This is a genomic window from Chroococcidiopsis sp. CCALA 051 (assembly GCF_003015105.1).
Taxonomy (GTDB): domain Bacteria; phylum Cyanobacteriota; class Cyanobacteriia; order Cyanobacteriales; family Chroococcidiopsidaceae; genus Chroococcidiopsis; species Chroococcidiopsis thermalis.
In genome coordinates, this window is record NZ_PYCI01000173.1 from 1 (window position 1) to 12493 (window position 12493).

At 45.7% G+C, this 12493-nt stretch carries 14 protein-coding genes; 11 read left to right on the plus strand and 3 right to left on the minus strand.

The annotated features are described in order from the left end of the window. Positions 1-137 precede the first annotated feature (137 nt). The 8 genes from C7Y66_RS27445 to C7Y66_RS27480 all read left to right on the plus strand — a co-directional run bounded on the left by C7Y66_RS27445 (position 138) and on the right by C7Y66_RS27480 (position 7217). The gene (locus C7Y66_RS27445) at positions 138-1169 is read left to right on the plus strand and encodes a thiamine phosphate synthase (protein WP_106548008.1); all 1032 of its coding nucleotides are present in this window, start codon (positions 138-140) and stop codon (positions 1167-1169) included. 35 nt (positions 1170-1204) lie between these two features. Further along, complete coding sequence (gene thiS, locus C7Y66_RS27450) at positions 1205-1438, plus strand: sulfur carrier protein ThiS (protein WP_015154028.1); 234 nt, start codon at positions 1205-1207, stop codon at positions 1436-1438. Between the two features lie 124 nt (positions 1439-1562). Then, positions 1563-2438, plus strand: coding sequence for an ABC transporter permease (locus C7Y66_RS27455; protein WP_106548009.1), 876 nt, complete (start codon positions 1563-1565; stop codon positions 2436-2438). 201 nt (positions 2439-2639) lie between these two features. Further along, a complete protein-coding gene (locus C7Y66_RS27460; protein ID WP_233222882.1) occupies positions 2640-3362 on the plus strand; it encodes an ABC transporter permease in 723 nt (240 codons plus the stop codon). A 95-nt stretch (positions 3363-3457) separates the two neighbouring features. After that, entirely contained in the window at positions 3458-4936 is a 1479-nt protein-coding gene (locus C7Y66_RS27465) for a gamma-aminobutyraldehyde dehydrogenase (RefSeq protein ID WP_106548011.1), read from the plus strand. Positions 4937-5089: 153 nt separating this feature from the next. Continuing rightward, positions 5090-6415, plus strand: a complete 1326-nt coding sequence (locus C7Y66_RS33155) for an ABC transporter ATP-binding protein (protein WP_106548012.1) — start codon at positions 5090-5092, stop codon at positions 6413-6415. A 193-nt stretch (positions 6416-6608) separates the two neighbouring features. Continuing rightward, positions 6609-6749: a chlorophyll a/b-binding protein gene (locus C7Y66_RS27475; RefSeq protein WP_015154023.1), complete on the plus strand. Its 141-nt coding sequence runs from the start codon at positions 6609-6611 to the stop codon at positions 6747-6749. 288 nt (positions 6750-7037) lie between these two features. After that, positions 7038-7217 carry a chlorophyll a/b-binding protein gene (locus C7Y66_RS27480; protein WP_015154022.1) on the plus strand — a complete coding sequence of 60 codons (180 nt, stop codon included), beginning with the start codon at positions 7038-7040 and terminating at the stop codon, positions 7215-7217. 185 nt (positions 7218-7402) lie between these two features. Here C7Y66_RS27480 and rpoD read toward each other — a convergent pair whose 3' ends face one another. After that, positions 7403-8581, minus strand: coding sequence for an RNA polymerase sigma factor RpoD (gene rpoD / locus C7Y66_RS27485; RefSeq protein ID WP_015154021.1), 1179 nt, complete (start codon positions 8579-8581; stop codon positions 7403-7405). Here rpoD and C7Y66_RS31435 point away from each other — a divergent pair. Further along, positions 8580-8732, plus strand: coding sequence for a hypothetical protein (locus C7Y66_RS31435; RefSeq protein WP_158266008.1), 153 nt, complete (start codon positions 8580-8582; stop codon positions 8730-8732). The two genes, rpoD and C7Y66_RS31435, sit on opposite strands and share 2 nt — an antisense overlap. 702 nt (positions 8733-9434) lie before the next feature. On the opposite strand, the gene C7Y66_RS27490 is transcribed toward C7Y66_RS31435, so the two are convergent. Then, on the minus strand, positions 9435-10160 hold the full coding sequence (locus tag C7Y66_RS27490; RefSeq protein ID WP_106548013.1) for a polysaccharide deacetylase family protein: 726 nt from the start codon (positions 10158-10160) through the stop codon (positions 9435-9437). Between the two features lie 90 nt (positions 10161-10250). On the opposite strand from C7Y66_RS27490, the gene C7Y66_RS27495 reads away from it, so the two are divergent. Together C7Y66_RS27495 and C7Y66_RS27500 are read left to right on the plus strand one after the other, a co-directional pair. Then, positions 10251-10763: a hypothetical protein gene (locus C7Y66_RS27495; protein WP_106168633.1), complete on the plus strand. Its 513-nt coding sequence runs from the start codon at positions 10251-10253 to the stop codon at positions 10761-10763. Positions 10764-10836: 73 nt separating this feature from the next. Further along, entirely contained in the window at positions 10837-11754 is a 918-nt protein-coding gene (locus C7Y66_RS27500; RefSeq protein ID WP_106548014.1) for an alpha/beta fold hydrolase, read from the plus strand. A 95-nt stretch (positions 11755-11849) separates the two neighbouring features. Here C7Y66_RS27500 and C7Y66_RS27505 read toward each other — a convergent pair whose 3' ends face one another. Then, positions 11850-12380 carry a DUF4330 domain-containing protein gene (locus C7Y66_RS27505; RefSeq protein ID WP_015154017.1) on the minus strand — a complete coding sequence of 177 codons (531 nt, stop codon included), beginning with the start codon at positions 12378-12380 and terminating at the stop codon, positions 11850-11852. Positions 12381-12493 lie beyond the last annotated feature (113 nt).

Consider the following 12493-nt stretch of genomic DNA (forward strand, 5'->3'; position numbering starts at 1 on the left):
GGGGTCCCCCTTGTCCCCCTTGTCCCCCGACTCCCAATTCCCGACTCCCGACTGTCGTAAACTGAGCAGGGACTGTTACGATTAGAACATCAAATGGTCTGTTCTCAGTCAAGTAGCTACGAAACGGGAGAGGACAAGTGCAGCCAGCTGTCTGCCGAATTTTGGATGCAAATTTAGACCGCGCCCGTGAAGGCTTGCGGATTGTAGAAGAATGGTGTCGATTTGGATTGAATAGCAGCCAATTCAGCGATGAATGCAAGCAGTTACGCCAAGAGCTAGCCAGCTGGCATACCCTAGATTTACGTTTGGCACGAGATACTCCTGGCGATCCTGGGACAGAACTGACTCATCCCCAAGAGGAGCGACGATCTGGCTTGGGAACTTTGCTGCAAGCCAATTTCTGCCGAGTAGAAGAAGCTTTGCGGGTTGTAGAAGAATATAGCAAGCTCTACAATCCGAAAATGGGAGCTGCCTTTAAACAGATGCGTTATCGAGTTTATATCCTAGAAAGTCACTTACTAGGTTATCAACGACACCAACGACTAGCGCAATCGTACTTATATTTAGTGACTTCTCCGACAGAGGGGCTGTTTCATGTAGTAGAAGCAGCACTGCAAGGAGGGCTGAGCCTCGTACAGTACCGCGATAAGGATACCGCAGATCTCGATCGCCTGGAGACTGCTCGACAATTACGTCAACTCTGTCACCAATACGGGGCAATTTTTTTAGTCAACGATCGCATCGATCTTGCTTTGGCAGTAGATGCCGATGGAGTGCATCTAGGACAACAGGATATGCCCATCGCGATCGCCCGTCAACTCCTTGGACCCCAGAAAATTATCGGACGCTCTACCACAAATCCAGAAGAAATGCAACGGGCAATTCAGGAAGGAGCCGATTATATTGGTGTAGGTCCGGTCTACGAAACGCCGACAAAAGCAGGCAAAACCCCAGTAGGATTAGAATATATTCGCCATGTGGCTAAAAATGTTTCCATTCCCTGGTTTGCGATCGGTGGCATAGACGTTAACAATGTGAATGAAGTGCTAAACGCAGGTGCGCAGAGAGTTGCAGTCGTAAGAGCGATCGTGCGAGCCGAGCAACCCACTTTAGTAACGCAGTATTTTTTAGCACAGCTCGCCCGCGTACAACCACGTACAACTCCATAAATAAAGACTCCATAAATAGGAGTTAATCGAGATTTATGACCGAACAAATTAGCTTACAAGTGAATGGAGAAACTCGTAATTGTGCTAATACTGCTCGACTTCCAGAGGCGCTAGAACAACTCGGTTTTAACCCGCGCTTGGTCGCAGTAGAATACAACGGCGAAATTTTGCACCGTCAATTTTGGGAGAATACGCAACTGCAAGCAGGCGATCGCCTAGAAGTCGTTACAATTGTTGGTGGCGGAGCAACAGTGACCAGTGACCAGTGACCAGTGACCAGCGATCGATGGTAATGTTAACCTCTGTCTCCTATCTTCTGTTTTCTAACTCCTCAGTTTTGACTTTTGACTTTTAACTTTTGACTTTCTCAAGTTTTAACTTTTGACTTTCTCAATGGACGCAACCATAACAGTCCAATCAAAACCTGCTATTAAACCAGCAAATTTTTGGGTCAATTTTTTGCCTCCTTGCTTATGGATGTTTGGGTTTTATTTCATTCCCCTAGCCATACTCCTCAGTTATGCTTTCATGCAGCACCAATATGTGGAAGTTATTCCTCGATTCACCTGGGAAAATTTTGCCCAAATCGTAACTAATTCTGGCTACCGCAATACAGTTATTCGTACTCTATACATTGCGATCGCTGTCACTATAATTGATACTTTATTAGCTTTTCCAGTTGCCTACTTTCTAACAAAGTATGCAGGAAAATATAAACAATTACTAACAATCTTAATTCTCTTGCCGCTGTGGTCTAGTTACCTCGTGCGCGTCTTTGCGTGGCGAATTATTTTAGGCTACAACGGCGTACTCAATAGCTTACTAATATCTCTAGGTATACTGTCCCAGCCTTCTTCTTTATTTCTCTACAATCAATTCTCAATGGTTGTCACTCTCTGCTACGTGTGGCTACCATTTACAATTTTACCTTTAGTAACCGCCTTTGAAAGATTGCCTAGCAACTTACTAGAAGCATCAGCAGATTTAGGAGGACATCCTTTATACACTTTTCGTAGAGTCACTTTTCCTCTAGTTTTGCCAGGATTTTTGGCGGGTTCGCTATCAGTATTCAGTTTGACAATGGGAGATTATATTACCCCTTCCTTAGTGGGTGGGGCAGGAGATATTATGATTGGAAATATTGTTGCCAATCAATTTGGTGTTGCTGACAATTGGCCCCTTGGTTCTGCTTTAGCAATGGTAGTATTGTTGCTAATATTTGGACTGATAGCGATCGTCTCCCGCCAAGGTGCTTTAGAAAACTTATGACATCAGTAGAAGACAGAAGTAAAGCCAAAAGTCAAAAGTCAAAAGTCAAAAGTCAAAATTCCCCGACTCCCGAAGTCAAAATTCCCCGACTCCCGTACGGGCGCAAAAAAACTTCGTACTAAATAGAGATTCTGTGTGAACCTGCCCCTACGACTCCCTAAATTGATTTTTGGCACAGTTACACTAATAATTTATTTATTCATGTATTTGCCCATCCTGACGATCGCTATTTTTAGCTTCAGTCAGGGGAGAGTGCTATCTCTACCAATTCAAGGGTGGACTCTGGATTGGTACGCCAAGGCTTTGCAGGACGAACAACTGCAAATAGGATTATTTAATAGTTTAAAAGTAGCGATCGCATCTTGTACTATTGCTGCAACTTTAGGAACTTTGGCAGCTTTAGCCATCCAGCGATATCAATTCTTTGGCAAAAACTTCTTCCGCGCCGCAGTCATCTTACCAATTGTTTTGCCTGGAATTGTCACGGGGGTAGCCATGCTCAGCTTCTTTTCAGCAATAGACCTACCTCTGGGATTAATGACTGTCATTATCGGTCATGCCACGTTTGGCTTTCCAGTCGTATTTAACACTGTCGCTGCCCGAATTGCTCGCCTACCCCGCAGTCTCGAAGAAGCCGCCGCCGATTTAGGTTCCCCCCCTTGGGAAGCGTTTTGGAAAGTGGTATTTCCTGGGTTACGTTCGGCTCTGATTTCAGCTACCTTACTTGCCTTTACCCTAAGTTTTGATGAGATCGTCGTGACAATCTTCCTCACGGGGCAGGATAATACACTACCAATGGAAATATGGGCGCGACTGCGTTTTGGTATGACCCCAGAAATTAACGCTACAGTAACACTAATTCTTTTATTTTCAGTCGGTTTGGTGCTGTTGAGCCAGTGGTTAGGGGTGAGGAGTGAGGAGTGAGGAGTCAGAAGTGGCTAGCAGCTGGTGGCTAGTGACTAGACAAAGATTCGAGCCACTAGTCACTAGTCACCAATAACTGAATAACTGAGGGGATTATGGAACAACATAAGATGATTATCGGCGGGGAAACGGTAGCAGCGGTGAGTGCTAACTGGGAAACGGTCATCGATCCTGCCACGGAAGAAGCGATCGCGGAAGTCCCACAAGCAGATTATGCTGATGTGAATAAAGCTGTAGAGGCTGCAAAACAAGCTTTTCCTTCATGGTCTAGCCTCTCTCCAGGCGAACGGAGTGCATTGCTGTATAAACTTGCCAATGCTTTAGAAGCAAAAGCAGAAACACTAGCACAAACTGAAAGCCTCAATGTCGGTAAACCAATAAAACTAGCAGCCAACGGCGATATTCCCTTTGCGATCGATAATATTCGCTACTTTGCCGCACAAGCCAGAGTCGTAGAGGGAATTGCATCTGGAGAGTTTGTTCCTGGCTACACTTCTGCTATCCGTCGCGAACCAATCGGTGTAGTTGCCTCCATTGCCCCTTGGAATTATCCAATCATGATGGCAGCATGGAAAATTGCCCCAGCAGTTGCAGCGGGTAATACCGTTGTGATTAAACCCGCACCCCAAACTCCTCTAACAACTATAATGCTGGCTCAAACAGCTTTAGAAGTCGGCTTTCCACCAGGCGTTATTAATGTCGTGACAGGTAAAGGTCCAGGGGTAGGGGAACCTCTGGTCAATCATGCCGACGTGCGCATGGTATCGTTTACTGGTTCTACCCGCACGGGTAAGCGGATTATGGAACTAGCAGCCCAGAAAGTGACGCGAGTGCATTTAGAATTAGGCGGAAAAGCTCCCTTTGTCGTGTTTGCTGATGCAGATATCGAAGCAGCAGCTAGAGGTGCAGTCGTTGGCGCTTACATTAATACAGGACAAGATTGTACGGCAGCCACGCGAATTTTAGTGGAACGCTCCCGCTATCATGATTTCTTATCGGCTTTTACCGAACTGTCGCAACAGATCCGCTTGGGAACGCCACAAGCAGAAACAACAGATATGGGTCCATTAATCTCATCTGACCAACGCCAACGGGTGCATGGATTTGTAGAAAGAGCCAAGGCAGATGGAATTACCGCGCACTTACCAGGCGGAATACCCGAAGGCAAGGGTTTTTTCTACCAACCAACAATATTTTGTCAGGCTGCCACTCAAAGTGAAATTATGCAAGAAGAGGTATTCGGTCCCGTCCTGGTAGTCAACTCGTTTGATTCTGAGGCAGAGGCGATCGCAGTTGCTAATGACGTGAAATACGGTTTGGCTGCCTCTGTGTGGACGAAAGACGCTGCTAAAGCATGGCGCGTTGCGAGTGCGCTACAATTTGGCACGGTATGGATTAACGACCATTTGCCCCTGGCTTCCGAAATGCCCCACGGTGGCTTTAAAGAGTCCGGCTTCGGCAAAGATCTCTCCCGTTACGCTTTTGATGAATATACAATTGCCAAACACGTTATGTTCGACCTCAGCGGGGCAGTCAAAAAACCCTGGCACTTTACAGTATTCGGCGATGCTTAATCAGTTATCAGTTATCAGTGAACAGGGTGTGGGGTGTGGGATGTGGGGTGTGGAGTTTGTGGTATTCTCTCCCTCAGCTCCCTCAGCTCCCATTCTTCGAGAAGGGCTTCGCCCTACAGCTTCCTCAGCTCTCTTCTCCCGACTCCCTCACCAATGGCAGCAGTCACCCTAGAAAACGTTTACAAAAGCTTTCCCGCTCGTCCTGGCGATCGCGCTGTAGTCCCAATGACAGCAGATCTACTCGCTCCGGTTGAGGTTACACCTGCAATGGAAGTTCCATCTAAGTCGCAGGTGGAGAAAGTACCAAAGCAAGCAGAAAATGTCGATGTCTTGCGCTCGATTAACCTCACCATTGAGGATGGCGAGTTTATGGTGCTGGTTGGACCTTCAGGCTGCGGTAAAAGTACGCTGTTGCGCTCGATCGCAGGGTTAGAAGAATTAAGTTCGGGCAACATCTGGGTTGGCGATCGTTTGGTCAACCAACTCCCGCCTAAAGCACGAGACATCGCGATGGTGTTTCAAAATTACGCTCTCTATCCCCATATGTCGGTGTATGACAATATTGCTTTTGGACTGCGGCGTACCAAAACTGGGGGAGCCGAGGGAGCAGGGGAGACAAGAGTTCCGCTTCAGATCCAAAATTTCTTAGTGGGGATGACCAGTCGATTGCCGAAAGGACTGCGTTACATGACTGCAAGAGAACGGGCGATCGACCAGCGAGTTAGAAGTGTTGCGGCATTGTTACAAATCGAATCGTTTTTGCAGCGCTTGCCAAAACAGCTATCGGGGGGGCAAAAGCAAAGGGTAGCTCTCGGTAGAGCGATCGCCCGCAACCCCCAAGTCTTTTTGATGGACGAACCCCTGTCCAATCTAGATGCAAAATTACGAGCAGAAACCCGCGCTCAAATTGTCAAACTGCAACGCCAGTTGGGAACGACAACAATCTACGTCACCCACGATCAAACAGAAGCAATGACAATGGGCGATCGCATTGCTGTGATGCACCAAGGACAAATCGAGCAAGTCGCTCGTCCGCTAGAGCTTTACAATCACCCCGCGACTAAGTTTGTGGCTGAATTCATCGGTTCGCCACCCATGAACTTTCTCTCAGTTCAGTTTCAAGCTTCGGCGATCGTTCATCCCCTATTTCGTCTCAATCTCCCTGAAGTTTGGGCATCTGCTTTACAGAAGTACGATGGACGAGATTTAATTTTGGGCATTCGACCAGAACACCTAAATTTGAGTAGCGCCGCACCTCATAATCTTCCGGTACAAGTCGAGCTAGTGGAAGCTTTGGGTAACGAAACCTACCTCTTTGTCACCACTACGGCTGCGGCTAATGCTACTCCTACTCCCTTACAAGTCCGTATTCCACCAGATCGGACGGTGAGCATCGGCGAACAATTGTGGCTATCGCTTCACCCAGAAAAAATTCACTTTTTCGATCCAGCAACTAATTTGGCAGTTAATTGGGAGTAGTGAGTGGCTAGTGGCTGGTGGAACCAGTGGCTTGACTTTTTGCTAGTCACTAGCCACTAGCCACTAATCACTGATAACTGACAACTACCTATCTCCTCCTTAAGATAGAGCGCAGCAGAATCTTGATTTTTTACATTAATTTACATATTCTGTTGTAATTCTTAATGAGTCAGGGCTAACTGGAGATAGAAGTATGCAAGATACTACAAAACTTGCCACTACAGTGATGGAAGATCGCAATGCGTGGCGCTGGGGTTTCACCCCTCAAGCAGAACTCTGGAATGGTCGCTTGGCAATGGTAGGCTTTTTCATCGCCTTATTTCTTTACCGATAGTGTGAGGCTAGGCAACCACTCTTTTTTGGTTAGCGAATGTTCTAGCTGTTGTAGAGTGGGCATCTTGCCTGTGTGGAGTGGGCATCTTGCCTGTGTGGAGTGGGCATCTTGCCCGCGCTAGCTGATTTTTTTGATTTTGGTTCGATCTTCTTTGCTTCAGTCCGACTTTTTGCCAATAATTTTCATTTAAGCTGTTGCATCTCCATCAACTAATTGTTATATTAGTTTACATAACTAAGTAAAGAGTTACATTTTTCTGACTGAAGTACCAATTTAGGAGCATCAATCATGCAAGACACAACTAAAGTTACGACACCAATCATTGACGATCGCAACGCATGGCGTTGGGGCTTCACACCACAAGCTGAAATTTGGAACGGTCGTTTGGCAATGATCGGTTTTCTAGCAGCTGTTGCGATCGAACTATTCTCAGGTCAAGGTTTCCTTCACTTCTGGGGAATTCTGTAAATCGGTGATATCGACTTTAGAGCAACAAAAAGACTTGGAAACAGGCATTCCCAAGTCTTTTTTTGTGTGAAGATAATCCACAACTATCTTCACACCGATCGTGCATTTTTCTCTTCAAAACCAGAAGTTAGTCTAGATACATCTAAAAATCTTTAATTCCGACTTCTGACTTCTGACTTCCGACTTCATCTAATATATTCTTTCAGCACGCTATTACGGTTGGGATGGCGAAGTTTACGTAAAGCTTTTGCTTCGATTTGACGGATTCTTTCGCGAGTCACGTTAAAGATCTGACCTATCTCTTCTAGCGTTTTCATTCGACCGTCATCTAAGCCATAGCGCAAACGCAACACGTCTCTTTCCCGTGGGCTGAGACTATCCAAAACTTTTTCTAAGTCTTCGCGCAATAAATTCTTAGAAACCTGATCTTCTGGCGTTTCTCCATCCGACTCAATAAAATCGCCCAGTCGGGAATCTTCTTCCTTACCGATGGGCGTTTCTAATGAAATTGGTAGCTGGGCTGATTTAGCAATAAACCGCAGCTTTTCGATTGTCATTTCCATGCGGGTAGCAATTTCCTCTTCGGTTGGCTTGCGACCCATTTCTTGCGATAGCAATTTAGTGGTTTTCTTAATGCGAGAAATAGTTTCGTAGAGGTGGACTGGTAGGCGAATAGTACGAGATTGATCGGCAATAGCGCGAGTAATTGCTTGGCGAATCCACCATGTAGCGTAGGTAGAAAACTTATAGCCTTTTTCGTGGTCGAACTTCTCAGCTGCCCGAATCAAACCTAAAGAACCTTCCTGAATCAAGTCTTGGAACGACAGCCCGCGATTCATATATTTTTTAGCGATCGAAACCACTAGACGCAGGTTTGACTGCACCATCTTGTCCTTAGCCCGTCGTCCGACATGCAAGCGATAGCGAAATGCAGGTAAATTCTGCTTAACTGCTTCCGCCCATTCACTGTCTTGCGGTTCGCGATCTAATCGGTCGGATAGCTTTTCTCGAATTCTCTCTAGCTCTAGTAAATCAGCAATTTTTCGCGCTAATTCAATCTCTTCGTCTGCCCGTAGGAGGCGAATTCTACCAATTTCTTGTAAGTAAAGGCGAATCGAGTCTTCAGTATATTGTTTTTTCTTTGTTTGCGCCCGCCGACGGGTTTTTCCACCTTTCCCAGGCTTAGCGTCATCCTCGTCAGGCTGAACTTCTAAAAATCCGTCACTATCATCTACTTCTAAGCTTTGTAACTCTTCTGCTTCTTCTAATGAAAAGTCAAAATCGCGCTCGAAATCAGACTGGCGAGCCATTTGGGGTTCAGACTGTTGAATATTTTCGAGTAGTACGTTGTTAGCCTGGTTCATGCCGCGTTCCTCATGCTCCTTGATTCAACAAACATTTAGTCACTTAAAAATTGCTCTCATTGCATCAGCTAGCGACTGGCTGCAAAGAGATTCTCTGTCGGGAAGATTCATGGGCAGATCCGAACGATATGGTGGTAGGATTCTTGCCTGAAAACATACTTTGAGATTAACCGATTGGTCTAAAATAAGCTCTGCTCAATTTAATAGACATAGCCTTGGATAGATGCACCAATAGCTATTTATCTCTTAGGTAATGAAGACCGTTCCGATTGTAGCCTGTTTCACAAAATTTGGGCAGATTTAGTGTTCTAATTTTGAAGTCAGAAGGTCAAGACAAGTTCAATTGTTTCCCAATTTGTATTTACACCTACGAATTACATCTTAAATTTGTCTTCCGCAATCTGGAGAAAAATCGCGTAGATCTACCCAGGTTGCAGAGTGCAAATTGATGGTGAAGTGTAATGCTTAGTAGTGTAAGACAACAGGAGCAGAGCGTTTTTTGCCATTGCGTGTTTTGCGAGGAAAAATAGTCTAGACCACCTATTCAGCCTTGTTTAGTCGTTCATGTGTCCTCTAAGCGGGATTGAAAATAGTAGTACCAGTAACTCTGCACTGCTGCGAAAATAGGTTTTGGCATTTTTCAAAACATCAAACTTCCTAACTTAGTGCAAATGTTCTAATCTCGATTGAGATGCGATTGATTCGATCGTCAATCATAATCACAAGTTAACCGAGGTTGTACGGATATTTCAACCTACGTGTTCTTGACAAACTAATAAACTTTTCTCTGTCATTGTAATTAATACTGAAGGCAGATGACAGCTCCCCTCACGAGAAATTCACTAAATTTGTGTCAAAAAAAGCGATCGCCACTAGTCAAAGAAGGCAAAAAACCTTGATTCGTAAGGGATAGAGATTGTTGCCACAAGGTATCGATCGTGACAAATTCGTAACCCAAGCTTAACAATTGAGGAATTAAGAGAGCAGCAACATCGGCAACATCTGCACCACCACAAGCACCATCATGCAGTACGATCAGCGAACCGTTTTGGACTTGCTGCATGACTCGTTGGACGACAACAGCCACCCCAGGACGAACCCAATCTTCAGGAACCACACTCCACATTACGGGTCTGTAGTCCCATTGATGTAACAAATTTAAGGTTTGAGGTGTAAATAAACCATTTGGCGGACGGACATCACGCACGCGAGCAGTAGGCAAGTCACAAGCAGTCGCGATCGCCTCTTGGGTAGCTACCAGGCTGTGTTGCAATTCGGTAGGTGTCAGCATGGGAAAAGAGCGATGGTCGTAGCCGTGATTACCGATCCAATGTCCTCGTTGGTAAATTGCTTTGGCAAGCTCGGGAGAGCGTCGAACGCAAGCACCCAGCCAAAAAAAACTAGCAGGGATAGCATAGCGGTCTAAAACTTCTAGTAACTTAGGCGTATGGGAAGGATGGGGACCGTCATCGAAAGTCAAAGCAATCGAGCGGGCGCGATCGTGTCCAGACCACAAGCAACTAGGAAACGACGGCTTGAGAATTCGATACATTAGGGGTAAGAAGGGAGCTAGCTGCATTAACTGGGGAGTAAGGAGTAGGGAAAGTTAAAAGTCAAAAGTTAAAAGTTAAAATTTCCAGACTCGCTGATAACTGATAACTGATAACTGATGAGCAATTCTTGGTATGGACTGATGGTAGTGGGGGGTGCGATCGCGATCGCCCTAAGTGGTTGTTCTAATTTAACAATTGACCAATACGAAGCTACTGCAAAAACAATTTACACTTGGCAAGTCAAATACGCCATCGACCTTAATAACAAATCACCTCGATTTGAAACTTTTGCTTCCACGTCCTTAATCAATCGTAATGGAATTAAACCAATGGGTGCGGTGACTGGTCCCGACGATCGAGGATTGTGGTGGGCGGCTCTACCACCACGCCCTACAGTAGACGAGGTAGAACAAAGAAAGAAATCGGGCGAACGGGCGAGTACTCCAGAGTTAATCAAATCTGTGGAGTATCAGTTTAGTTATCCCCAAGGCGATCGCCAAGTCACTTTACCGACGAATTATCAGGTCTATCGCCAAGTGGTCAAAGCTTACCCTACGCGCACGCCCTTAAAACTGACTTTGGGAGTCACCGATAAATCAGTAGAAAAAGCAGAACCCGTGAATCAGTGACCAGTGACCAGTTATCAGTGGCGGGTGGCTAGCTACTTGCAAATGACCAATGACCAATGACCAATAACAAATTATGTTTTTACCACCTGGATTTGAACAGCGCTCTGTGATGACCTCACTAGGCAGAATGGTTTACTATACCGATGCTGGAGAGCCTTGGCTGCAAGATAGAGCTGATAATGCTGAGAAACCAACTTTAGTTTTCATACATGGTTTTGGTGGCGGATCTTCAGCTTACGAATGGTCGAAGGTTTATCCAGCTTTTGCTGCGGAGTATCGCATTGTAGCGCCCGATTTGATTGGCTGGGGGCGCTCTGAGCATCCAGCACGGAGTTATCGCGTTGAAGACTATCTCACGACGATCGCGGAATTTTTAGAACAGACTTGTCAGGGTGCGGTAACAGTTATTGCTTCCTCCCTGACAGCGGCGATGGTTGTTAGGGTAGCGATCGCTCGTCCAGAATTATTTCAGTCGTTAATTTTGACCACACCTGCCGGACTATCTGATTTTGGCGAAAACTATTCCCGTAGTTTCTTTGCTCAAATCGTCAGCGTTCCCATTCTCGATCGCCTACTCTACAGCACGGGGGTTGCTACGAGTAATGGGATTCGTAGTTTCTTAGAACAGCGCCAGTTTGCCCAACCCAACCGTATTTATGAAGAAATAGTCGCTGCTTACCTCGAATCTGCGACTCAACCAAACGCTGAGTACGCTGCCTTATCTTTTGTCCGTGGCGACTTGTGCTTCGACTTATCTCTCTATATTCCCCAACTGACTGTTCCTACAGCCATCATCTGGGGACAAAAATCTGAATTCACTTCCCCAGAAATCGGACAGCGATTTGCCCAGATCAATCCTCAAGCAATTAAAATTTTTCAAAAATTACCAGAAGTCGGCTTGACACCCCAGCTAGAACTTCCAGCCGTGACAATCGGACTGATTCGGCAATTTTTACCTTCCTTATCTAGCTCTGTAGCTGCTGTTGTATAAACTCTTTACGGAGGCAAATTCTTGCGTCTCCACTCTCAATTCCGAATTCCGAATTCCGTAGCTTGCTTCCCCGCAGGGGTATTCCGAATTCTCATTCATCCTTTTTCTGGAAATCTTAGAGCGATGACACCACCAGTAAAATCATAGTTAAAGCCTTCTAGCTGAGCAGGAATGCCAATTTTAAGTTTGCTGTTACCAATAACTGGACCATTTTTGGTTAATTGAGCGTTGCCTTCTAAAGTGACGACCATATCCATAATGTATTGATTTTCGCGTGGATCGGGCAAAACTTTCACGGAGCCATCAGGTTGAGGTACGAGGGTGGTTCTCGGTAGTTGTTTAACAGCTTTCACGCCTACCTGACCGTAAGGCTGATTGCGGATAATGATGTTGGTTTTTCCACCTGGCTTTAGTCCCTGCTCAAATAGCTGTTGCGGATCGCGCACGCTCAAACCCCGCACGATCACGTCAATTTCTACAGGTTTGGTAGTCACGCCAATTTGCGCTCCAGAAGTGCCAGGGAAGAAAAAGATCCCCACCACTACCAAGAAGATGACTAAGGCTGCTCCGATGTCGAGGAGACTGACTTTACCAAATAAACGCCCTTGGGAATCTAAAATTTTCATACTTAAGGGAAGAGACGAGGGAACAAGGGAAACAAGTCAAAAGTCAAAAGTCAAAAGTCAAAATTAACTGGTTGCTGGTCGCTAGTCAATGAAAGGGTAGCACGATTCTACTG